This is a genomic window from Cytobacillus sp. FSL R7-0696, assembly GCF_038006865.1.
In the GTDB taxonomy this organism is placed as follows: domain Bacteria; phylum Bacillota; class Bacilli; order Bacillales; family Cytobacillaceae; genus Cytobacillus; species Cytobacillus kochii.
The window spans coordinates 25,496-48,503 of the sequence record NZ_JBBOWA010000002.1 but is presented as its reverse complement, the minus strand read 5'-3'; the positions used below and the strand labels follow the sequence as shown (position 1 = coordinate 48,503).

Genomic DNA, 23,008 nt, shown 5'->3' with positions numbered 1-23,008 from the left:
TATTACGACGTAAATAAAAACGCAACTATAAAACGAAAAATATTTTGAAAAATTTTGCGTTTATTCCGTTACATCTAATTCCACTTCTTCTTCTTTTATTGGCATAACCAACTTAATATCAATGCGAGAGATGATGATGTCCCCTATTAATACCGTATTAACATCCGTGTCATTTAGTTTCTCGTCAAGTGCTTGTGGATCAAACGTTTCTGCCAAAGTTTCATATTCAAGTCCGCTATGTGTTGCTATTTTAAGTTTCATTAAAAGCTTCCCCCTCCGCGTGATTGCATAAAAAATTGCGTCGTTACTTGCGCGTTAATTCGTCCAAGTCCGTTTGGTGATATTTCTACCGTATGCCAACCTCTCGTTACTTTTCCGCTATCGTCCGTTTGAAGGTACGGAACCAAATCGATATTAGTTCCGAAAGTTGATGTATGCGGTACCGTGTTTCCGTCAACCTTAATCGTTACCCGTGACGGCGTGGAACTCAATTTATATATTCCGTGTTGAATCTCATGCGTGTGATTAGGTAAAGTAAAGTCATGTGTGTGGTCCGGTATCGTTACTGAGTGAGTATGGTTCGGTATAGATACACTATGGCTGTGGTTAGGTACACTGAAATTGTGCGTATGTGATGGAATCGAAACGCTATGGCTGTGGTTTCCACTACTCTCCGCAGTATATAAATGAGACGGGCTTGCCGCTTCCATGGTTACGCGAAAATTAGTTCCGCCTTGTGGCATAAAGTCGCGTTTTGGATTCGATACGCCTGATGAATCACCCGCATAGTTAAACATCTTATGCACATGGTCGCCGCCCCCACTCGAAGTCTGAGAACTGCCTCCGCCACTTGCCGTTGATGTACTGACGCCACCACCGCTTGAACTAGTCGCAGTCGTACCGCCTCCGCTCGAACTCGTTGCCGTTGTTCCGCCTCCGCCTTTCGTCGTTGTTGACGTTGCTCCTCCGCCTTCTGTAGCCTTTCCATACGTTCGGAAATTCGAAGTCTCAAACGTCAGCAATAACTTATTTATCCGGACCATTTCTTCCGGTAGCTCAAAGCGAAACTCAGCAGGATTGCTTGAGTCAGCATTATCGTTGTATTGATACGTTAATAAGTTCGTTGCTCCCTGCGCGTAAACTTCGTTAATTTCTTGACGGCGCTCTAAGTCCGCTTGCGTCGTGCCGAGATTCTCCGTCTTGTTTGCGATTTCTAACTGAATGTCGCCAGGGCTTCCGACCATGTCCGGCTTGCTTTCGCCTACTATTCGCGCTTCAAACGTGCCGAGGTCCGGGTCGATTATGCGTACTATACGGCCAACGCGCAGCTTATCGACGTCCATGCCCGTCAAGCTCGACAAGTCTACGGCGCTAATACGATAGCTAACTTTCGGCACGCTCCGCTCATCTAGTAACGCCTGCCCTGATGCTTTTAACGAGTTAATATCCTCGAATCGACGGTCAACCCAAACGTAAGGAATCAGTCCATATTTCGCGATAGATGCCGCGTTCTCCAAGTAAGGACGTCCGTTGTTAGCTTCGCGAATAGTAAGCTGATTGACGCCCTCGCCGTAGCCTTTCGGATAGATACGATTAATAATGCCCGTCGGATCAATGTCGCGCTGTATCTCGCGCTGATTCTTGCCGAAACGCACTTCGCATGTTGTCGCGTTAGATGGTCGCACGAGATTGAGCGTCCAGGGATAAGACGTTGTATCCCACGTCCATTCGTATTGTTCGTCGAAAGGTTGCGCAATAGAAAAAAGAGGACCGAGCAATCCGTTCTCGTCCTCCCATTTATAATGAAAATATCGCGTAAAGTCGCAACGTCCTAGGCGCCAATGCTTCGTCGTTTGTCGCGCAAGTATATATTCGATATTTTGTTTCGTCGTCCAATTTATCGTCTGATGATACTCGAATAGCACGTCGTCCAAGAGTGTCGCGATAACGTGGTCGCATTCGTACTTGATGGAGTAATTCGTTTCTGACTTCGTGGTCTGCGACGGCACAATGCGAAAAAGACCGATATACTCACCGGTTAGATCGTCGATTATCTCGACATAGTTTAACGGCTGGCATTCGGCGTTCTTCGGATCATCTAATGGTAAAATAAAAGAAGCGCCCCAAATTTCGTTGAGACGCTTCTTGTACGATACGCTATATGCATTTTCGAGTATTGCGATAGGCTGGCGCGAACGATTCAGTATTTTAATCGTGGCGAACGCCTCCTTTAAGAAATTCCGATTACTTTGCGAATATAGCCCGTACCAGCATCACGACGAATTCCTGTCGTATTTGGAAAGCTGAATCCTAAGTAACCAGAGTCATGGTAAATACGGTACCTTTGCGTGTTACTTCCTATGGTTAGCGCTTCTTTTGGAATATAAAGCTGCGTCATCCATGCTGTGTCACTATCGGTAGTGTTAGCGAAAACAACAATCGCTTTATAGGAGCGAAGGTGGTACGACAAAGTTGTCGACTGTCCATCCGAAGACAGGTTTCCGTCAAATAGAACTTCACTTTCACGCTCATAAACTATCGTGTTAAAATCCTCCGAATAGACCCTCCCGCTAAGGTAAGTAGCATAGCCGGGGTCGATACGCGGTTTTATTAGGCGATTATTAATCGAACCAGACTCGTAATATCCGTAACTATGGTTAGCTTTAGCAGTGCGTACAGTCGGATTGTAAAACGTGTTATTATGCGAACTCACTAGACGAATCGCTGGATACTCTGCTGTTATGCCGGAGTCTCTGCTCTTTCCGCTGTCTTGAATAAACAAGTCATTAAATACCGAATCTGTCATGCCTTCCAAGTAAACTCCGAACGTAGCTTGATTGTATATACGCGTACCTGACTCCGTTATAGCGCGAACTTGATTGACCCTAATCGCCGCCCCTTCGCAATCTCTAACTACGTTATTGGTCAGTGATACTCCATCATATCCCGCTAAGTATATCGGATGGTCAGACGAGTTAGTGAAAACGCAATTCTCAATCGAAATATCTTTCGAATGCTGACCGTTCTGATTTATGCCGTGAGTACCCACCGCCCTAATAACTCTGTCAAACACGCAACCAGAAACGCGCACATTCATCGAAGGCGTATCGTCGAAAGAGCCAAACGTAGGAAAGGACGTATTACCATTCGCATCTTTCTGGTTTATACTCTCAATCTGCAAACATTCGAAATTTGTAGACGATGTATTCGTATGCCGTTGATTTAGGAATCTACATTTATCAAAGACAACGTTTCTACAACCCGCTACTTGAAAGTAATGTCCGTTTTGTCCATTTGTTATTGTCACGTCTTGAAACGTTATATTTTCGCCATGTCCTAAATCAAACGCGCTAATTCCTGCGGTAGTTGCTAAGGGCGCTCCTTCCGCGTTTAGGTCTACTGTTCCCCCACCGTAGAAGTGTATATTTCCGTCCCCGTCGTATGCTGACGCGTATGATTGATCGCCAACTGGTCCGTTGACAAACAATCGTTGGGTCAGACCAATTCGCAATAGCGTAGCCTGCCCGTGTAGACGTACTGTCGTGTTCTTGTATATTCTTATATATTGAGATATTCCGTAAGTACCCTCCGGAAAATAAATCCGTACGTTTTCCGATGTTTGCGCGAGGTCAAATATTGCTTGAATGGCGCTAGTTTCGTCTGTGCCGTCACCCTTCAAATTAAAAGGTGGCTGTTTAACGTTGATTTCGTTTTGGCGCATATAACTATCGAAGGCATTTAGCCTGTCTTGTAACGTAGTATATGATGTGCCAAACTCGTCAACTCTAGCAGCCGCGGCTTCTACACTTGAATCTCCCTCAATCACTAATTGTTCTAACTGAGTTTTCACATTCTCTACTAGTGTCCTCGCATCATTTGAGTTTGTATACGCCTGTTTAGAAAACGAAATAGCGTTGTTACTATTTTCAATTGATTGATTTAACTTCGGGTAGGATTGACGGAGGGTATCTGTACTTAGAATTTTTGGTGCGTTTGTCATTAACTTTCCTCCTTGCGTTATACGTACCGATACGTAATGTTTTCACTCATCATAATATTTAACCCTATACCGCTTATTCTCACGATATTTCTTCCGGGTAGTAGCTTTAGAAATTGCCCAGACATCCTCGATAAATTACTTACGCCATTCTCGGTCAAAATAAGTGAATCGCCATTTAATTGAATAGTCTCTCCGCTAAGGCTACCTAGACTCATGACTTGGTTTCCAATCGTAATAGAAACGTTATCTCCGCGCCCCTCTAAAACGAATGAAAAGTTTACTGATGTATTTCCTTCATTAGTTATAATGAAAGTCGACGGCATCGTTATACGGCGTCCACTAAACCCCGTCTCCCACATAACGTCGCTGAGTATCGGCACATCGCTTCCCATTACGATATCGTTGCTCGGCACGATAAACTTCGCCATTGGATCATGCGCGATTAACGGCAAAGTAAAAAAGCCGAGGTTAGCCAGTCTTTCAACCGGCACGCCTCCGCCCACTTTCACGTTATAATATTTATCCGGCTCATCGCCAAAGCGCAACTTGACCGTCTTAGGTCGCCCGTAGTCATCGACAAACAACCTTACGAATTGACGTATCTGCGCCTTTAAGTCCGTATATGACTGTCGCTTAAAAGCGCAGTTTAAATCGAACTGCCTTACGTCCATATAGGCGCCGAAATCATATGCGCCATGTCTGCCCGGCACTGTCATCGTATTTGTGCGAAACGAAGGCAACATCGGCTCGCTTGAATCGAGCATGACCGTTAAGCCTAGCGCTTGCAGTTCGTTATCGTCTATCCATACGCTTGATTCCACTACCTTTGCCCCCTTCGTCTCTTTTCGTCTTGTGCAACTCGCCAAGAATCGCGCATAAATTGCTCAGTATCATATCCGTTGGCAAGCGTGATATTAGCTCCGTCAAACATGCGCTCTAAGTTGAATTGTTGCGTTGTTATTGCAGGTTCGTTATTAAAGCTTGCCATCATTCCTGCGCCTGCCATGCTCGGTGTGTTATATCCGAAACTTACAGCAGGAACTTCCGGCACCGCTTCTTCCGCTAAACTTTTAGCTGCGTCTACAACCACGCCAGAATATCGCGTAATACCTTCAGCTAAGCCCGCCGGAATCCATCGACCGATCTCATCCCGCATAACCCTTGACGGAGATTTGATTTTGAGTACGCTCGCTGCCCAACTCGTGATGTTACCGCCAAGCTCCGAAATCTTCGACTTAACCCAGCCAAAGCCGTTACCGATTCCCTTTACAATTCCGGATACCATATCCTCGCCAATTGAAACCATGTCGCTTATAGTTGACGTTATTCCGTCTATCGCTTCGCCAACTATTTCGGCTCCTTTGTCGTAAACTTTTCCGAAACCGTCTACGATTCCTTTTACTAACTCAGCTATGAGTTTTCCGCCGGCTTTTACTAGTTCCCATACGACGCTAAGAATACCCTTCACTAATTCGTAAAGAATCTTCGCGCCAGCAGCTAATATTTTCGGCAAGTTTTGCGCCAAAGTAGTGACGATTTGAACGATTAATTTTATTGCCGTAGCGATCAATTGCGGTATAATCTGAATAATTCCCTCGATGAGTGCGACAAGTATTTTAACGCCAGCAGCGATTATCTTCGGTAGGTTTTCGATGAGCGTCATTACGATTTGAAGAATCAGCTTTAACGCAGTTTCAATTAATACCGGCAATATCGTGAGTATGCCGTCAATTAGCGCGAGTAAAATCTGTATACCGGCAGCTAATATTTTCGGTAAATTTTCGACTAATGCCGTAACGATGCTTAAGATTAACCCGAGTGCCGCCGCTAGTAGCAATGGAAGCGCCTGAACTAAGCCGTCAATTAACGCCATTAGTATATTAATCCCCGAATCTAGTACGACCGGAAGATTTTCTGTGATAATCGTTACCAACGTAGTTATTAGCATAATGATTGCGTCAAATATCATAGGCAATGCCTGAACTATTCCGGCAAGCAACGTTGTTAAAATCGTGATTCCCGCGTTAAGAATTATTGGAAGTAGTGTCGCAATTGTTTCAATAACCGTCGATAAGACCGTAGTTAAAACGCCGACAACCGCCGGTATTGCGCTTAAGATTCCTTGGATTAAGTTCGTTATGAAATCAAGTCCCGTTTGCACAAACGTCGGGAAGGAGTTCTCCAGAAACGAAACGATGCCGTTTACTACTTTATCTATTGACGCCGTTATTGCCGGCATGTTCATTTGTAGTCCGTCAGCAATGGCAGGCAAGAAACGCGAAGAAGCGATGAGAATTCCCGGAATGCCTCCGACTAATAGTCCAATAATAGTCGGCGCTATCATGGAGAAAACCGAAGTTAGCGCTTTTGGATCGCCTCCGAACGCATCCTTTAACGTATTCTTTAATTCGATAAGCTTCCCGACTATTAAGTCGAAGCCTGCCGACGATAAATCTTTGATTGAACCGCCTAACTGCTTAAAGAAATCTGCAATTTTCGGAAGTGTTTCATCCGTTAAAACTTTCAGCTCGCCAAACTTCGCGACAATCCACGATAGCGATGCGCCAAATGCCGCAGATATTGCTTTGCCGACCGCTTTTGTCGCGTTAACTAGTCCGTCCCATACCGCGTTAACAGCTTTATTGAACCACTCTACTTCGTTATATGCGTAGACTAGCGCCGTAACTATAGCGAGGACTCCGCCAACGATAAGTCCTATTTTAGCGAGAAGTAGTGCGAATGCTGTACTTGTCAAGCCGACTGCTCCTGCAATCGCTGCAAACCCGCTAACTATAGCAGGCAATAAAGCGAGCAATAGTAGTAATGGACCGACAATCAACCCAAGTATTGTTACTAACGCTGCGCCATAAACGAAATACTTTTGCGTCGCATCACTAAGTCCGTTAAACCAGTTTACGAGTGCTTGTATCCCTTTCGCGATTGCTATGACCGCTGGTGCAAGTATATACCCGACATTGATAGCGAGTGTCTCGAATGCGCCGGAAAGTTCCTCTAACGCACCGCCAATGCCTGCCTTCATTTCTTCCGCTGTTTTTGCCGACGCTCCTGCGCTATTTTCTAACGCTTTCGTCATTTTCGAGATTGCGTCTGGACCTGCTTCCATTAACGCTAAGAATCCCGAAGTTGCCTCAGTTCCGACTAGCTTTGCGACAGTAGCCGTTCGATCTGCTGCCGTCATGCCTTCGGTTGCTTTTTTCAAGTCTCCGACGATATCCGTTAAGCTTTTAGCTTCGCCCGAACTATCCTTAATAGAAAATCCGAGTTCCTTCATAATCTTTTCTTGTGCTTTTGCCGGATTGTTCAACGCTAATAATGACGCTCGCAAAGCCGTTCCAGCGTTCTCCCCCTGTAATCCGGCATTTGTCATGATACCGACTGCCCCGGCTAACTCTTCCATTTCAATACCTAACGCAGCAGCAGGTGCACCGGCATATTTGAACGCTAATTGCATATCGCCAATTCCTGCCGCCGTCATATTCGCAGACATCGCAAGAACATCTGCAACTTTCGAAGCTTCGTGCGCCTCCATCCCCCATATATTTAACGCAGACGCTACAGTATCCGAAGTCATCGCTAAATCTTCGCCCGATGCCTCTGCTGCGGAAATGATTCCCGGCATTGCGGCGATTACTTGATTTGCGTCAAATCCTTTCGCGGCTAGCTCGGTCATCGCGTTAGCTACTTCTGACGCTGATTTACTAGTCTTAGCGCCTAAGTCCATAGCAGCGTTTTTCATATCGTCAAGCTGTTCTTTTGTTGCGCCGGCGATTGCGCCCGCTTTACGTATCGCTGTATCGAAATCGACGGTTTGTTTTATTGCAACCCCAAAGCCTGCGGTAACAACCGCCATAGATGCAGTTAAAGCCGTTCCGATACTACCTAACGCACCGAACGCTCTGACGGTATCATCTGAAAACCGGTGCACCGAACGTGTAGCGCTCGCTAAAGAACTCGTTAACTCAGTAGTATCTGCGCCAACCTGTACTACAACGCTATGTTCCATTTATTTTGCCTCCTCTCTTTCAACGAATTGAAATTGCGATAGCCAATCGGCAGTGTGCTGCGCCTCTTCCACTTTCCGCGTAAAGCCTGCTTCGTCATGGTTCTCAGGAGGTCTTTTATAGATGTCCGATAGTTTAGGTCGCTTAGTTCGATGCGCGTTTTCTCGCATTAAAGCAAAGCTTGCTTGTCGCTCATATTCGTCGTATTGATACTCTCGTTGAGCTTTCATAAGTATCGTAAATTCCCGATGAGTTAGCGCATAGACTTCGCTAGGTTTAAGCCGAAGATAGCGCCACCCATCGGAAACAGCTTGCTCTACTTCAGTAATTCCTCGAACGCTTTTTTCGCTTTCGGGTCTTTCGACAACAGCCTCTCCACTGTCTTCTTGTAGAAAAAACTTTTAGCCACAATTTCGTTAGAGATTTTTAAAACGGAATCCAAATCTAGCTTTTCTGCTTCAAACGCTTGTTCCAACGCTTTATCTACTTTCGCTTTAGAAAAGTTCTGCTCGGTATGGAATAACGCCGCATGAACAATATGACTAAACGTATCTAAGCTGCCTGTTAACGCCTTACCCACTAAAGCAAGCGACCCGCCTTCATACAACGAATCTAAGTGTGCGGCACTAGCGTACGTTAGCTTTAATTCATATTCATTACCTTCAATTTCGAATCTCGCCATTATTCAGCACCTCCAGGAAGTTCAGTAAGCGTTACTGGTGTTACATTGCCGTTCAATGCTCCGCTTAATGTGTAAGTAGCAAAGTCTCCGTTTCCGAAAGAACGCTCGAAAGACGAAATTTGATACATGCCATGTTCTGCTTCCATAGTACGCGTGTTAATTTCGTAAATTTTAACGAACTCTTTCGCACGGATAGCTGTTTTGATGAAGTCTACAAACGGATCACCTTCCGTAATAATGCCTTCTAATGACACCTCTTGCGTAACGTCTCCGTAATCGCTACCGGTTTTATCTTTCGTTGACAGCTCAACTGAATCTGAAGAGATATTTGTAGAGCCGCCTGTTTGGTTAAATGGTCTAATTAAGTTTTCTCCCACTTCATCTACGATTTCGATAGCATAAACAATCTCTTTACCTTTGTACTCTAAACCCGCCATATATTTCGTCCCCCTATTTTGTGAATGTTTGCTCGACTATTACGTCGAAATAAATCCGGTGATAGCTCGATTTGTCGCTTATATCATCCGGCGAGATTGGCGTCTCGGCCGTTATAAACACATTAAAAAAGCCGAGCTTATCGCTCGACGTTGCGCTAATTAGTTCAATGTTTTTCATCAATCTTTCGCGAATAGTATCTTGTAGAATCAACCTTTCGCGTATAGATGTCGCGGTTAGCCCAACTTGCCAACGAAATGTAGTGCCGAATGAACCTTGCTTAGATATTAATTCGTTATTGTTCTGCATTTGCTCGACAGTAATTAAAGGGCGCTCAACGGGAAGTTTTACGCCATCAAATACCCAAACCGACTTAATTCCCGTAGATACTTCTAGATATGTTCGTAGCGAATGTGTTAAATCAAATTGCATCGTTATACACCTCGCTCTACCTCTTGCTGTATTCGATCGCGATAAGCCGTCTCATTATCCCAAATAGCTTTACGTATAAATCCTTTTCTCGCATGATGTTCATATTCTTGTCGCACTGCATAAGGTAAATCCGAGCCATAAGACCACTTCGCCGTTCCTTCCTTTTTTACGCTAGAAGGAAATGAGTTCTTTAATTTACCAGTATCAACTGGCGCTCCATGAGCTGTATCATTCGCCATTTTACGCGCATATGTCTCAGTTATTCGGTCGAGGCTATTCGCCAATCCGTTAGTATTGAAGTTTACGTTCGTATCAACTCTGACGCGAAAAACTCGTCTCATGTAATCAACCTCCCGACGCACTCGGCTCGATTTCTTTCACCAATTCCCTTTTTGTCTTTCGAGATAATTTCGTAAAGCTTGTCGGTGTATCGTACTTTAATCAGCGAGTCATAAATGTCAATTACGTCATCAATAAAAACACTGAACCATATATCGCCTTTTTCGACTTCAATTCCGTCAGACAAATAACGATCTATTTTTACTTGCGATGCGATTTCCGTTACGACTGCGTTTGTATAAATCTCGCCCTGCCCTCTGCCAATCGGCTCGCCCGTAACCGGATCAGTCTCGCTCTCTAGCGCATAAAAAAGAGTCACCGGATGCTCTCGATGACTTACGATTTCTTTTCGCGTTTTCTTCATAAATTCTACATCTTCCGGAGTGAGCAACGCGTTCAACTCCTTTCTACAAATAACGCTCGTCAAGCACATACGTTAAGTAGCTCGAACAGCCCGGATGCGGCATGTATATTTCGCTATCAGTCGGCTTAAATATACCGGCACCTTGCCCATAACGGTCTTGTCGCGCTAATTGATAACATCGATGCGAACTGTGATGTCGGTGCCTGTGTCCGTTGTCCGTAATCTTAACCCATTCGACTACATCGCTATTCTTTGCGCTCTGTGCCGATGCAACTCGATAAGCCGTATTGCCTTCCGTTACAACTAAGCGCTTAATCTTCCAAGTTTCGTTTTCGTGTACTTCGCGAATGTGAGCGATCATAGCGCTAACGGATTCACCCCGAATAATGTCCGCGCGCAGTACCTTCGACAGTTCATCGCGCATATCTCCGCTAAGTCGCCAAACGCGGTCTGATAAAACCAAACCGTCGTCTCCATAGCGCTTAATAACGTAGTTAAATACGTTCGTGTTAATACGCTCAAGCTCCGCCTTGGCAATTGCGCCTGTTCCAACTACACCAACAATCGCACCGCTAAATCCTGCCGTTCCTTTTTCGGCTGTTTCGCGAATTATTTCCTCAATTGAAGTCGTTCCATATTCGCGTAATAACTTCTCAATACCGTTAAGTTCCCGCAGCAAACGTGATAACCGCTGTTTCTTAATAATCCCGTCTTTATCAGCAAACTCCGCAAGCAAGTCCGCTAAGTCGCCCCGAATGCGTCCGATTTCTTTAATGGCGTATGCGACTTGCTTATCGTTAAGTTTGCCGTATTGCATGGCGAGCTTTTCTAGTTGTGCGTCGAGTTTGTCTTGGTTGTTCATCGGCAGTCTGCCCTTCCCACATGCGATTGGCTAGCTCCATTTCCTCGCTTATATTTTCGATATTGTTTTCGAGACTCTTTCGCTAGTTGCATATAGTTATCGTAGACATTCGATTTATCAACCGATTCCTCGCCGTCTGTATACTTAAAGTAGTGCGCGGCATTTGACGCAATTACTTCGTACCCTATAGAGAGCGCAAGATATAAAAGTGCGTTTTCGTTTTCTTCTTCCGTTATATCTGATTCAGCAACTGCTTCGGCAACCCAAACGACAATATCAGCCGAAGTGACGCCCGGAACATTATTTAAACGCGTAGCTAATCGTTCTGACACCGCCATTGGCATCACCTCCGTTATTTTGCTTTGGTTTTCGACTTAGATTTAGGTTTTGCTGGCGCTTCTTTTTCTTCTGCCGCTTCAGTTTTCTTATCTAACGACTGTACAAAAGGCTTTGATTTTTCTAGCGCTGCAATTACCTTTTCATCGTTCGTAACAAGTACGCCTTCACCGTTAAACAAAGCGTAAACTCCACCTCGATTGTATTCATAGTTTGGAATAGCTTTAAACTTCGCGATTTTCATTAAGCACCGCCTCCTTCTAAGGCTGCGATTTTAGCTGCTAGCGATTCAAGAACTGTTTGCACGTTCGAACCAGTAACACCGCTGATCGCTGATACAGTTACTTGGGTTCCGTTATGTGTGTGCGTGCTTGGTGGAAATGAAGCCGGCTTGCCAGTAACTTCGCCCCAAGCTATAGACGTATTTCCGCCGGTATTTTCTTGCAGGCCTTGGATGATATCGCCTAACTTAACGTCATTTGCGACAGGCATAGATAAATTTAGTCGTTCTTTTTCCGTTTCATTAATCGGCATATTGTGGGTTCCTCCTTAAAAAAGGGCGCCCGAATGGACGCCGTTAATTATACGATTGTTTTAGAAATGTTAGATAGTACTGCAACGGATTCTTTAGCGTTCTTGATTTCGAATCCAAGCTCACCGCGAATAACACGAGCAAAGTAGTCAGCGCCGTTTTCAGTCGCATCTTGATCGTAGAAGTTTTGTAGGTAACGAACTTTGATGTTATTAACGTCAAGTAATAGCGCACGGTCTTTCGGCATATTCTGGTCAACTACAACGCTTGAAACTGTACCGCCCGGTAAGTCGCTCATGAATGACATGATTTGATGTCCGACAGTACCTTCTCCGCGAGTTGTACGGATTGTGTCGCTAGCTAGCTTCGTAATTTGACGAGCAACGTTTGGCGCACATACGATAGTATCAACGCGTCCACCACGCTTGAAAGTCTCCTCAATAGCGTCGTTTAATTTCTTCGCATTAATTTCTTCGCCTCCCATATCAAACTTCGCAGAACCTTGCTCTTGTGCGAACGCAAATAAACCGCCAGTTGTACGTGGGTTAGATTCGCCAGCCCCCGCATACTTACGGCCGTAAATCAAAGTGTTATTAACTTCGCGAATCATTTCTTGTAATCGTAAGTTAACTTGGTAATCTAGTTCGTTCGATACACCGTATGTGTTAACTTGTTGTTGAGTACGAGAAATCTTAGCGTAACGTGAGAAGATTTGAGAATAGTTGAAAGATGCGATACGGTCATTAATTTCATTGTGCGCGAATACTCCTTCGCCTTCTGGACGCGGGCGAGAAATCACCTTTAATTCCGCATTAGCTTCGATTGCTTCAGGCTCAGTCGCGTCATATCCACGTTGAACAGTGATTGAGTCACCGTTAACCGCAGTTACTTTTAGTACTTCTAAGCCGTTTTGAACAAGTGCGTTGACTGTGAATTTACGACCATCGCCTTCTTTTAATTCGATTGCAGTTGCGTCAACAGCCGCTGCTACGTTTGCTTCTCCAGTATCACTATTTAAATAATCGTTTTGCCATTCAAATTTAGTTTGCGTTAGTCCTTCACCTGTGCCGATTAAACCGAAAAGAACTGGCGCTTTAGTTAAGATTAAATCTACATTCGCTTGCATTTGTCGAACTTGTTGTTGGAAATCATAAGTAGTTGCTACATTCATTTTTCATATCCCCTTTGAATTGTTTTTTTAATTAAAAAAGCCGCCTATTGGCGACTGAGTTACTTTCGTTGTTTTAGAGCAATTAACTCGTTATAAATTTTCGTCACTGTACCCATAAAGCGACTATCCTTTAACGCCTTTTCCCGCGCTTCTTCTAACTCTTTCTCTTTCGCAGTAATCTCGTTTATACTAGGATTCTTCGCAGGATTCGATCCACCCGCTGCGTCTGCTCCAATAACTTGCTTAAACATCCACGGCTTTGCTTCTTTCAGCGCTTGTACTGCTAAATCAACGCCACTTACGTTCCCCTCTTCGTCCACTTCAATTGCAGACTTATCTAATAACGCTAAAACATCGTTTAAGTCATTCGCGTTAAGTGAGCGCGCAATCGATTTTATTTCCGTGTTCACGATACGTTGATTTGCCTTCTCTTGCGCCTGCTTAGCCTTTTCCTCCGCCTCTTCAGCTTTCTTAGCCGCTTCTTCCTTGTCGGCTTTTAAGCGTTCAGCTTCGGACATTTCCGCTTTCCTACGTTCTTCTTCCGCCTTCTCATACTCTTCAAGTTTCTTCAACTTCTCGGCCGTCTCCGCTTGTTTCTTCTTTTCGCGTTCTAGCCTATCCGCTATGATCTTGTCGATATCAGCTTGCGTAAAAGTTTTCTCGGACGATGTTTCAGTATTGTTTGCCGGCTCATCAGCCGTTGTTTGTCCGTTTGGTTCGGGCGTATCTTCAGAAAATAGTTGTAAGTTTAACGGTAAAAATAATTCTTTCATATCGTACCTCCATAACCGTTTTAGAGCCGTCGCTCATAGATTACGAATAATAACGACCGTTTAGTTTTACGCCTTAACGTTCGGGCAGTTGGCTATTATTCGCTTGATTCTGCGTAAGGGTCTTGCGTTTGTCGCATTAGGTTGCGCTCTGCGATAATTTCCATAAGCTTTGCTTCTGCATTCTCTTTTCCGCTTCGAGTAATCGCGCCTTTGATTGATTCGATTTGTGTCGCTACTTCTTCGCCGAGCTGCGTTACTAGCGCCGCCTGATCCTGCGGTAAAGGTAAGCCGAAAACAATCTTGCTGTAATAATACTCGTCAACTTGCGCCAACCATTCCGTATCGTATTTAAATCTCGGATGGTCCTGACGTGCTTTCATGTATCGTAGGATATACTCGTTCAACGTCTGTAGACGCGATTGCCATATAATCCATGACCGTTGCGTTTTCGATATAATTGACGAGAATAGTAGCTTAAGAGCCATATCATTAATTCCTCCGGTTTTCATGTCGGCAGTATTGACGATTGGCACTTCGCTGATTTCGTGCAGTGCTTCGTACATACGATCGAGGTAACCTTCGATAGCTTCTTTAAATTTAAATCCGCTTTCGAGCTTCTTAGCTTCCGGCGTTCCCGAATCTTTATCGCTGTCTCCTAAGTTCCACTTTGCGCTTGGACTTACTTTTAATGGGTTCTTTGGGTCCTCTTCAACGTCAGTCAACAAGGTAATCGCGAACATTTCGAATCGTAGAGCATCGGAATAATCGCTAAGCTTGCGGTCAATCTCGTCGGCTACTTCGATCATCTTTTCTAATTCGCTAAAGCCATGCAAATCTCCGGATAACTTCTCCGTTGGAATGTGAACGACCGGAATAAAATCCAATCCCATTGAAGTCCGCTCAACACGTTGCTCCGTAACAATTGCGTTCTCATCACTGACCGTCTCTTCTATTTCGCAGTCGTAGTAGCCGTCGTCCTCTCCGCCTTTCCATACGAGGTAATATGATAATTTCCATAGCTTCGTAGAGTCCTCGTCTAAAAATGCGGTAAAATGTACTTCGTCTAGCTGGTCGGTATCCCATTCGTTATAAACTGGAATGACTTCGTAACTTGGATGCCAAAGTATACGTATCTCTCCGCGCCTCTTATCGTAATGCAAGCGCGCGTATACGCCTGTCTTAGAGATTGCGCGATCTTTAGCCGCCGCTAATAGCTTTTCGTGCATTCTGTTATCGTCCCATACCCACTGCAACAAACGCTCTTTTGCTTTGGCGCGACTGTTCTCCGCTTTCTGCTCCGCGCTAGGCGAGTAAGATGGCGACATCATAAGCGAAGGGTCGTCAAGCACATCTGGCGGAACAGTAACTTTCGGCTCCTTCTCGAATTGCCATGCCGCGATGGTATCGACTAGCTTGCGTGGATAGTTCATCGATAGATTCGTAGGCGTGTAGTCTAAGTCTGACGGTTTGACATAGTCGCTCCATACGTTAAGCGAGCCTTCATAACGTCTATACAACTTGATTTCGTCTGCAATCCGCTGGAACTCTGCGCTTCCAATCATTAGCTCGGCTGGCGACTGAAAAACGAACGGGTTCATTAAATTTCGGTCAATCATTACGATGGCGTCCGCCTCCTTTCGTATTAGTATCGATATGAGCCGGCATTTCCGGCTTTTCTTTTCGTTGACTTAAGCGCAACCGCGATAGCCATTTGCAAACTATCTGGACCATCGTCGTTAGCCCCTTGCCCGTATCGTTCGAATTGTTCTAACAATAATGCGTGCTTGCGATTAAATTGAATTGTTCCGTTTTCTATATCAGGCTTCATCGCCTCAATACGCAACTCTTTTCGCGTCCTGTTTTTAATTTGTTTTAGTCGCGTAGTTGCCGGGTACCCCTCTGCATCTAACCTTCGAGTTAGTTGCGTAGCTAAGAATTCTTGGGCTGCGTTTGCATCTGCGGCAATAACATCGGGTTGCCACTTCTTAACTTTATCGACTACCACTTCAAAGAAATCATCGATTAGTAAACGTTGAATAAACGAATCAATAACATAAATTGCTCCGGATTCTTTATGCCTTGCGATAGTATGCGCTGCTGAATAGTCGCCTTTATCTCGCCCGAACGCAAAATCTAATCCTAATGAAACAATATAGTCTCCGCTTAGAAAGTCGTAATCTTTAGTGTTATCGCTCCAATACGTAAAGGTTGTAGGATTAAAAATCATTGATTCTTCATCTATCGGGTTATTCATGTACTCAGTATTGAATGCTTTGCTTCCGTTATCCCATTTCCAGGTCATTAGCTTCCATAATGGCTGACCTTCCGGCCATAAAACTGTAGAACCTTTCAAAAGTTCTTCCTCGTGCTTCTGGTAATAGTCTAGCGCGTGTTCCGCTCTGTCTGGATTCTCACGATCAACGTATATCATTCTGCACTGTTCCCATAGGTCCATTCGTTCAGGTTGCGTAATAATGGCTCTATATAACCTCGTTTTGAAGTCCGACCTATTATAGAGAACATTCATAAGAAGAGCTTCTGCATGGACAGTGGTACCCATGTATACGAAAGCCGTCCTCTTTCCTTTCGGGTCACCTAACGGTATGACAGACTGAGAAAACCAATCCCGTAATGCTGTTCGTTGTTCTTGCGTATTAGCGTTACCACCTTGACGCGCGTCCTCTAAGTCATCAAGAATTATTAAATCCGGTCGGTACCCATTCCAGTTACGCCCACGAATTGCCCCACCGGTTGAGGCTGATTCTAATAAAGCAATAGGACGTTTTAAATCCTTTTGGGGCTCGTGCGCAATAAACCCCTCGTTATTATCGCGAATATTACCTTGATCCCTAGGAGATAGTAAAGGTCCGAAATCTTCTCGTAATTTCTTATTAAATTTTAATTGATTCCTAATCCAATCCAAGTTAGCAAGAGCAACTTTTGGCGTTTCTGAAACCATTAATACGTATTTACGCTTACGGTAAATCAGCTCAGACAACGGAAAGGCTTTTGACAAGTAAGTAGACTTCGCGTGCCCCCGAGGTGCGGCTACCGCTATTTTTGCGTTTGTTTTATCAGTAGAGACATCATTCATAATTTCCGCAATTTCCTGATGAAACTCCGGCGCCTCTTCAACGCGAGTAATATCGAAGCCTTCCCAATTTCCGTCATTATCCGGATTGCGCGCGTCGGAAAAGTATTCAATCGAAAACTCAAGCAGATTACCTTCGCAGCGCTGTATACGTTGCAGCCTCTCAAGTTCCGCAGCTTTTTCGAGATAATCAAGCGCAACCTCTTCGGCCATGTATTCCAAGTCCGGGTAATCTGCGTCAATTTCCGCGAGATATAATTTGTATGTTTCGATTAGCTCCGTTCGCTCTTTACGGCTAACCCATCGGTCGTTTATCCACGCCATATTTTCGTCTCCTTTCGTCTTGACTTTCGCAATAACTTGCGTTTATAATGAATGTAACAAATATTCGAGGTGATTACGTTGAGTAATACGGTTGATGCTTTTAAAACTAAGCGCGAAGTTGAGCGCATGAAAAAAGCCCTTCACGGGCGTGATCGTTTGCTATTTATCGTTGGCGTTAGCTTCGGACTGCGTATCAGCGACCTTTTAACGCTTAAATTAGGCGATTTGCGCGGTAAGACGCATCTAAGTATCGTCGAGAAGAAAACGGCTAATACGCGCCATTCTAAGCGTCCTAGACGCATTAAGATTAGCGATACTGTCGCAAAAGAGATCGCTAAGCTTGACGGCGATGATGACGACTATTTATTTCAGTCGCGCAAAGGCGATAACAAGCCGATTAGTCGCGTTCAGGCTTACCGCATATTAAATGCCGCTGCTGAGCGAGCAGGTCTTAACGTCAATGTCGGATGCCATTCAACTCGTAAGACTTTCGGGTGGCAACTTTACAACAACGGAATTGATATAACGCGTATCATGGAAATCTTCGGCCATTCAACGCCCGCTATGACGCTTAAGTATATCGGAATCACTTCGGATGAGATCGACGAGGCTTACGAAGCTATCGAGGTTTAATACTTCGGTAGCTTTTTTGCGTGTGCTTAAGACGCCTCTACCTCGTTTAGTTTGCGTTCTATTTCGTTTACCTTCGCATAAAAATAACCGCGCTTATGTCGCGGCAATTGCTTTATATATCTATTCACATGTATTAAACGTGTCTTGCAAGTAATCATACGGTCATTATCTCTTCCACGTAAATATACGATAGTTAAACTTTTACAGTAAGGTTCGTATTTTTGCACCGTGTCACAATCACGGTTAGTTACCGTCCACTCCGATAATTTTGCGTCAACCCATCGGTTATTACTGAGGACGAAGTCCGGATTATACTTACTGTGTGCGTACTGTTCGAAATGAAGTTTCAATTCCGTAAATAACTCACATAATAAACTTTCGAAAACATTCCCGTAGTATGATGCCATATCTGTGTCGATTCTTACGGAAGAATACGTAAACCCAGCAGCTTCCACTGCGTATCTATATCCTCCAAATAAGGAAGTACATCTTCTTCTAAGTGCGTCATCTTCAGTATGAATTGCATTATAATTTAAAGGCAACCCCTCGCGATATCTACGCCATATTTCCGAAATAATTGATCTTTTATCAGGGTATTTGCCAGCGCCTCGGTTCCACTTATCTTTCGACAAGTTCGCCTGCCTTTCGTTTTCTGCCTAATGTTAAATTGAACGACCCATCCGTGGCAGATTCGGTAGACCTCCGTTAGCTAGATGGAGTCCGGGACGTTCCTTAGTTATACTTGCGTAAATACAAAAAGACCGTTAACATTACGTTAACAGCCTTGTTCTAACTACGCTTTATCTCGATAAAGCCAAAGTGATTTTTAAATTTCCGCGTTTAAACCCTACCAAGGGAGCGCCGATTGGATTTGAGGTACGCCCCCCTATTTCGCGCCTACATTTCTTGCATATATTATGCGATCGTACGAATATCGAATGTAGCAGAAGTGATGTTTGTTACGTTAGGAAGTCGCAACAAATGCCGTTATATCAACGTTTGTATCCGTTATCTCAACGATAAACATTCGCATTCATTTATGCATTCGTATAAACCGCGCTATAATAGCGTTTGGCAACATTCGCCAGTTCCTTCGCGATGTATAAAATACTGCATAAGATAGCGTTAATGCCTCAAAAGTGTTAAGAGGGTCACGCGCCAGCGCCCGTCGCCTGGTCTTTGCGCCTTCTATAGACCGACATAGTACGGTGTATCAACGTGACCTTATCCGCTTTCCTTCCATTATATGAACAACGATAATACTATTCGGACTCTCTCGCTTTTCTCATACGGTCTATTTCCGCTCTCATAGCGTCCATATCTGTTGTTGTACTCCCTTTCGTATCTACCTCGATGCGGTCTGTTAGTAATCCGTGCATCTGTACCAACGTTCTAAATGCAGCAGCATTTCCGGTTTCTACGATATTATCGACTATCGAGTCAAACACTTCCGGAAGCCTATCAGTGGTTTTACGTACTATTTCCGCTTTAAGTGCGTCACTAAACGCGTCTTGTTTTTTCCACTCGAACAACGTTGATTTCGCAATACCTACTTCTTTCGCTATCTCCGCGTATGTCAATCCACCCCGTTTGGGTAAACTTAAAAACTCTATCGCAGCTATTTGCTTTTCATTTAGCCTTTGTTTCGCCATATTAGTGTCACCTCCTTCGATTGTTGTCTTACGCCTAATGTCGGGCGCTATCTTATTGTTTTCTTATATCTATAACGCATATCATTTTCGCGAATAAGTATTTATTATATAAAACCTTTGCGACAGATATGAGCGTTAGCGAATATGTGGCGCAGGTATTTGTTTGTTATTATTAAGTTCGTTATTATTACGTTTGTTATTATTACCGTCACTCTACGGTGATTTAGGTAAGTACCTCTAGAGTGATTTACCTAAGTCACTCTACGGTGATTAACGCTTTTAACTCGTCAATTTGTCGAAGTTAGCCCGAACCTCAGCGTCAGTCAGCTCGCTATAATATTGCGGATAGTATAACTTTTCGCGCCTGTTTGCGGCGTAATCATACGCAGTTACGAGCAGCCCGCACGCTTCCAATGCGTTAGAAAGTTTCGCGATTCTATTCCTCGATATTCGCGTGTCCTCCGCAATGCGATCAACGCTAGGAAAAGCGCTCATATAACGGTCATTGTCCGGTTGCCCGTTCACCTTCGCGATTAAGTATGAATATAGGAGCGCCATATCAGCGTTTCCCCTGTCGTATTCCATTGCGATAGGAATAAAACGACGCCACAAATCGTGCGGTATCATGCCGTTTTTTCCGACGTCTAACGCCTTTTCTTTCCGCTGTTTTGCCGCGTTTGCATAGTGCATAAATTTGCCTGTTTTCATATCATATATTCCTCCGTTTATAAGAATTGAATTTAAATTAAACGCGCTTAAGCAGGCTTATTTTCTGCCCACTCGCGCAATAGTCGATGTAGTTCGTCGGTACGTTTATATTGCCAGAACTTGCGCATTGTTTTTTCGTTCAGCCCTGCGCAAATATAACGCTGTCCGCGCTCGCTAAGAAACGCGTGCAACTTCATCGAATAGCAATAGTAGAATTCGTTCATTTATAAAACCTCCGTTTATAAGTAAGGACTGACTATGCCTCGCCCTTAATGATTAAGCCATTTCGGCTGCTTGCATAACGTCTAATGATTTCGCCAATACGTCATATTCAGCGTAAGTGTTAACGACCTCTATCCGAATAATCTTGCCGGTAAATTCATCGATAATGGAGACGGTCATTCGCCACCTCCCTCGACTTTCTTCGCAAAACTACGAAATTGTGACGTGTCATAATCGCCTATTAACTCCGATAAGTTATCGACCCTTCGTATTTCACCTTCGTACGGAAAGAATTTTAATTCTGACGCATTTACTTCGTCACCGCTAACAGGAACATGCCCAGAACACCACAAATCGCCGTTTATTTTTACTTGGCGTTCACTCATTCGCCATCGCCTACCTTTTCGTAAGTCTGCTCGAATATGTCCGGCTTGCACGGATAAAGCTCGCCAGCAACTCCTTAAAATAAAATTGCCCGCCGTGATGGCGAGCGTTATAGTAAATTTTTGGTGTTCACTTAGTAAAGATAACTAAACATCTAAAAGTAAAGATAATTTCTTACATTTATCGCGAAGTTTCTGAATTTCTACATCTAACTCGTCGATACACGTTGTTAGCCGAAGGAACTCTCCAAGTAAATAATGGTCTCTTTCCTCGGAATCAACTAACGTATCGTCCACATCAAACGTAGGAGTAAGCCGTTTTCGCTCTTCTTTTAGCGAATTTCTCTCAGAAACTTTTTCGTCTAAAAGTTCGCAAGCTTCGTCATATTCGATTATAATAGTCTCGTCCACTTTGCGGTAGAAAACTTTATCGCGATTGAATTTAGGTTGAAAGAAATTAATCGCAAAAGATTCGTATATATCAATCTCGTAATCTTCCGCAACAAAATAAACGGTTATATCCTCAATCAAATGAGAAAATCTCTGTGATTCTCCTCTCCCAGTCGTGTGATCCGTAAGTCGTTTATATAATCGAATAGACTTACCGACGTACAAGACTTTATCATTTTTGCCTCGCAATACATATATCCCTTTATTACGAGCCTTTGTCTCTATCTCATATCGATAATTAACAAGTTCCCAACGCTTGAATTGTATAATTTCCTCTGGGAGTGATACTTCAATCATTTACAACACTCCTAACAACAGGCTGAACTTTTGTAAATTCACGATATTTTCGTTGCCTTTCTTTATTTCGGGACTTGTTAGCGTAATCAACCTGTAAGTATTCAGCTACTGTTCTTTTAGCGCGTATAGGTGGTCTATGGTCTCGATTGTCCGTTCCATAATTTGAAATCGCTCCTAAAGCTATTTCTCCTTTTGGGAAATCCCCCTTTTTTACGTGTTTACCTTCCGTCCTTCTTGCGTACTGCTCATCGCTCATAATTGGATACTCGTCTCGCGTCATCTTATCCGGATGTGGATCCGTCACTTCTTCGTATAGACAAAGCGTAGCCAGCCGATCAAGCGCGCCAGCATCCGGCATCTTGCCGTTAGCAACGTAATATTGCTCCGTCAACGCTTCGATAGCTTCAAAGCGCGAAGGGCGAGGCAGATTGCCCGCCTTTGTCTGCGCCCATAATTCGTTTACTCTTTCGTTAAACTGTGCGTTATTCATTCGGTGTCCTCCGTTTCTGTTAGACTACTACCGCGCACGACTGATTCCAGGCGCTGGTTTGCGATTTCTACGTATTGAGGCTCCGTTTCAAATCCGATAAAGTTACGATTTAGCTGCGTTGCGGCGACCGCAGTTGTTCCGGATCCCATACAGTTGTCAAGAACGATTTCGCCTTCGTTCGTATACGTGCGGATGAGGTATTCGAACAACTCCGATGGTTTTTGCGTCGGGTGCACCGTTTTCGATTCGCACTTAACATATAACGTTTGTCGAGGATAATTAGTAAATTCTTGAGTGTATTCTGCTCCTGCCGTTCTCAAAGAGCCTTTTCCGGCACTCGCCTCAATATCAGAACGCAGGGTTTCACCTCCGACCGACACGCCGTTGCGTTTTATCTTATTGACACGTATAATTCCTTGTGGATTGTACGTCGGAAGTTTTTTATAGAATACTACGACATCCTCAACATTTCGTAATGGTTGTTTTTTCGCGTTTGCAAATCCCGTCACTTTGTTTTTATTCCAATACCATTGATATCGAAATTGCTTCGTATTACTCATTATAAGAGCGCTGGTAAAGGGCTGAGCGGCAGTCAATACAATCGCTCCATTATCCTTTATGATTCGTTGATATTCCGCCCATAACGGCTCGAATGGGATTACACTGTCCCATTTCGCGGAGGTAGTCCCATAAGGCAAATCACAAAGTATCATGTCGATTGATTTATCGGGAATCATTCGCATCCCTTCGATACAGTCCCGCTGATAAATCCGATTTAACTCGAGTTCCCCTAGTAATTGTTTCGCCATA

At 44.1% G+C, this 23,008-nt stretch carries 29 protein-coding genes; 1 reads left to right on the top strand and 28 read right to left on the bottom strand.

Features of this window, described 5'->3' with window-relative positions; translation table 11 throughout:
- Nucleotides 1-60: 60 nt before the first annotated feature.
- The 19 genes from MKX29_RS24265 to terL form a co-directional block, all read right to left on the bottom strand.
- Nucleotides 61-261: a hypothetical protein gene (locus MKX29_RS24265; protein ID WP_340978826.1), complete on the bottom strand. Its 201-nt coding sequence runs from the start codon at nt 259-261 to the stop codon at nt 61-63.
- A complete protein-coding gene (locus MKX29_RS24260; protein WP_341108566.1) occupies nt 261-2,177 on the bottom strand; it encodes a phage tail spike protein in 1,917 nt (638 codons plus the stop codon). Before MKX29_RS24260 ends, MKX29_RS24265 begins: the two co-directional genes overlap by 1 nt.
- A gap of 53 nt (nt 2,178-2,230) precedes the next feature.
- Complete coding sequence (locus MKX29_RS24255; protein WP_341108516.1) at nt 2,231-4,000, bottom strand: right-handed parallel beta-helix repeat-containing protein; 1,770 nt, start codon at nt 3,998-4,000, stop codon at nt 2,231-2,233.
- 17 nt (nt 4,001-4,017) lie between these two features.
- Nucleotides 4,018-4,821: a phage tail domain-containing protein gene (locus MKX29_RS24250; protein ID WP_341108513.1), complete on the bottom strand. Its 804-nt coding sequence runs from the start codon at nt 4,819-4,821 to the stop codon at nt 4,018-4,020.
- Nucleotides 4,821-7,871 carry a phage tail tape measure protein gene (locus tag MKX29_RS24245; RefSeq protein ID WP_341108565.1) on the bottom strand — a complete coding sequence of 1,017 codons (3,051 nt, stop codon included), beginning with the start codon at nt 7,869-7,871 and terminating at the stop codon, nt 4,821-4,823. The genes MKX29_RS24250 and MKX29_RS24245 overlap by 1 nt, the downstream gene beginning before the upstream one ends.
- A 153-nt stretch (nt 7,872-8,024) precedes the next feature.
- Nucleotides 8,025-8,252, bottom strand: coding sequence for a hypothetical protein (locus tag MKX29_RS24240; RefSeq protein WP_341108511.1), 228 nt, complete (start codon nt 8,250-8,252; stop codon nt 8,025-8,027).
- Nucleotides 8,253-8,338: 86 nt separating this feature from the next.
- Nucleotides 8,339-8,704 (bottom strand): tail assembly chaperone, encoded by a 366-nt coding sequence (locus tag MKX29_RS24235; protein ID WP_341108509.1) that lies wholly within the window; start codon nt 8,702-8,704, stop codon nt 8,339-8,341.
- The gene (locus MKX29_RS24230; RefSeq protein WP_341108507.1) at nt 8,704-9,141 is read right to left on the bottom strand and encodes a phage major tail protein, TP901-1 family; all 438 of its coding nucleotides are present in this window, start codon (nt 9,139-9,141) and stop codon (nt 8,704-8,706) included. Before MKX29_RS24230 ends, MKX29_RS24235 begins: the two co-directional genes overlap by 1 nt.
- Before the next feature lie 13 nt (nt 9,142-9,154).
- The gene (locus MKX29_RS24225) at nt 9,155-9,571 is read right to left on the bottom strand and encodes a hypothetical protein (RefSeq protein ID WP_341108505.1); all 417 of its coding nucleotides are present in this window, start codon (nt 9,569-9,571) and stop codon (nt 9,155-9,157) included.
- 2 nt (nt 9,572-9,573) lie between these two features.
- Nucleotides 9,574-9,912: a hypothetical protein gene (locus tag MKX29_RS24220; protein ID WP_341108503.1), complete on the bottom strand. Its 339-nt coding sequence runs from the start codon at nt 9,910-9,912 to the stop codon at nt 9,574-9,576.
- Nucleotides 9,909-10,301, bottom strand: a complete 393-nt coding sequence (locus tag MKX29_RS24215) for a hypothetical protein (protein ID WP_341108501.1) — start codon at nt 10,299-10,301, stop codon at nt 9,909-9,911. Before MKX29_RS24215 ends, MKX29_RS24220 begins: the two co-directional genes overlap by 4 nt.
- 16 nt (nt 10,302-10,317) lie before the next feature.
- Complete coding sequence (locus MKX29_RS24210) at nt 10,318-11,136, bottom strand: hypothetical protein (protein ID WP_341108499.1); 819 nt, start codon at nt 11,134-11,136, stop codon at nt 10,318-10,320.
- Nucleotides 11,133-11,474, bottom strand: coding sequence for a hypothetical protein (locus MKX29_RS24205; RefSeq protein WP_341108497.1), 342 nt, complete (start codon nt 11,472-11,474; stop codon nt 11,133-11,135). The genes MKX29_RS24210 and MKX29_RS24205 overlap by 4 nt, the downstream gene beginning before the upstream one ends.
- Before the next feature lie 14 nt (nt 11,475-11,488).
- A complete protein-coding gene (locus tag MKX29_RS24200; protein ID WP_341108495.1) occupies nt 11,489-11,716 on the bottom strand; it encodes a hypothetical protein in 228 nt (75 codons plus the stop codon).
- A complete protein-coding gene (locus MKX29_RS24195) occupies nt 11,716-12,006 on the bottom strand; it encodes a hypothetical protein (RefSeq protein ID WP_341108493.1) in 291 nt (96 codons plus the stop codon). The genes MKX29_RS24200 and MKX29_RS24195 overlap by 1 nt, the downstream gene beginning before the upstream one ends.
- Before the next feature lie 47 nt (nt 12,007-12,053).
- Nucleotides 12,054-13,175 carry an SU10 major capsid protein gene (locus MKX29_RS24190; RefSeq protein WP_341108491.1) on the bottom strand — a complete coding sequence of 374 codons (1,122 nt, stop codon included), beginning with the start codon at nt 13,173-13,175 and terminating at the stop codon, nt 12,054-12,056.
- Between the two features lie 59 nt (nt 13,176-13,234).
- The gene (locus tag MKX29_RS24185) at nt 13,235-13,948 is read right to left on the bottom strand and encodes a phage scaffolding protein (protein WP_341108489.1); all 714 of its coding nucleotides are present in this window, start codon (nt 13,946-13,948) and stop codon (nt 13,235-13,237) included.
- Between the two features lie 95 nt (nt 13,949-14,043).
- Nucleotides 14,044-15,564: a phage portal protein gene (locus MKX29_RS24180; protein WP_341108487.1), complete on the bottom strand. Its 1,521-nt coding sequence runs from the start codon at nt 15,562-15,564 to the stop codon at nt 14,044-14,046.
- Between the two features lie 26 nt (nt 15,565-15,590).
- Entirely contained in the window at nt 15,591-17,042 is a 1,452-nt protein-coding gene (terL, locus tag MKX29_RS24175) for a phage terminase large subunit (protein ID WP_341108485.1), read from the bottom strand.
- A gap of 399 nt (nt 17,043-17,441) precedes the next feature.
- On the opposite strand from terL, the gene MKX29_RS24170 reads away from it, so the two are divergent.
- Nucleotides 17,442-17,996, top strand: a complete 555-nt coding sequence (locus tag MKX29_RS24170) for a tyrosine-type recombinase/integrase (RefSeq protein ID WP_340725649.1) — start codon at nt 17,442-17,444, stop codon at nt 17,994-17,996.
- 26 nt (nt 17,997-18,022) lie between these two features.
- On the opposite strand, the gene MKX29_RS24165 is transcribed toward MKX29_RS24170, so the two are convergent.
- The 9 genes from MKX29_RS24165 to MKX29_RS24125 form a co-directional block, all read right to left on the bottom strand.
- Nucleotides 18,023-18,628: a hypothetical protein gene (locus MKX29_RS24165; protein WP_340725650.1), complete on the bottom strand. Its 606-nt coding sequence runs from the start codon at nt 18,626-18,628 to the stop codon at nt 18,023-18,025.
- A gap of 630 nt (nt 18,629-19,258) precedes the next feature.
- Nucleotides 19,259-19,648 (bottom strand): phBC6A51 family helix-turn-helix protein, encoded by a 390-nt coding sequence (locus MKX29_RS24160; protein WP_340725651.1) that lies wholly within the window; start codon nt 19,646-19,648, stop codon nt 19,259-19,261.
- A 279-nt stretch (nt 19,649-19,927) separates the two neighbouring features.
- Nucleotides 19,928-20,356, bottom strand: coding sequence for a helix-turn-helix domain-containing protein (locus MKX29_RS24155; RefSeq protein WP_340725652.1), 429 nt, complete (start codon nt 20,354-20,356; stop codon nt 19,928-19,930).
- A gap of 47 nt (nt 20,357-20,403) precedes the next feature.
- Nucleotides 20,404-20,580, bottom strand: a complete 177-nt coding sequence (locus MKX29_RS24150) for a hypothetical protein (RefSeq protein WP_340725653.1) — start codon at nt 20,578-20,580, stop codon at nt 20,404-20,406.
- A gap of 52 nt (nt 20,581-20,632) precedes the next feature.
- Nucleotides 20,633-20,758 (bottom strand): hypothetical protein, encoded by a 126-nt coding sequence (locus MKX29_RS24145; RefSeq protein ID WP_340725654.1) that lies wholly within the window; start codon nt 20,756-20,758, stop codon nt 20,633-20,635.
- Nucleotides 20,755-20,964 (bottom strand): hypothetical protein, encoded by a 210-nt coding sequence (locus tag MKX29_RS24140; RefSeq protein WP_341108482.1) that lies wholly within the window; start codon nt 20,962-20,964, stop codon nt 20,755-20,757. Before MKX29_RS24140 ends, MKX29_RS24145 begins: the two co-directional genes overlap by 4 nt.
- 144 nt (nt 20,965-21,108) lie before the next feature.
- A complete protein-coding gene (locus tag MKX29_RS24135; RefSeq protein WP_341108479.1) occupies nt 21,109-21,708 on the bottom strand; it encodes a GIY-YIG nuclease family protein in 600 nt (199 codons plus the stop codon).
- On the bottom strand, nt 21,701-22,198 hold the full coding sequence (locus tag MKX29_RS24130; protein WP_341108477.1) for a hypothetical protein: 498 nt from the start codon (nt 22,196-22,198) through the stop codon (nt 21,701-21,703). Before MKX29_RS24130 ends, MKX29_RS24135 begins: the two co-directional genes overlap by 8 nt.
- The gene (locus MKX29_RS24125; protein ID WP_341108475.1) at nt 22,195-23,007 is read right to left on the bottom strand and encodes a DNA-methyltransferase; all 813 of its coding nucleotides are present in this window, start codon (nt 23,005-23,007) and stop codon (nt 22,195-22,197) included. Before MKX29_RS24125 ends, MKX29_RS24130 begins: the two co-directional genes overlap by 4 nt.
- Nucleotide 23,008 lies beyond the last annotated feature (1 nt).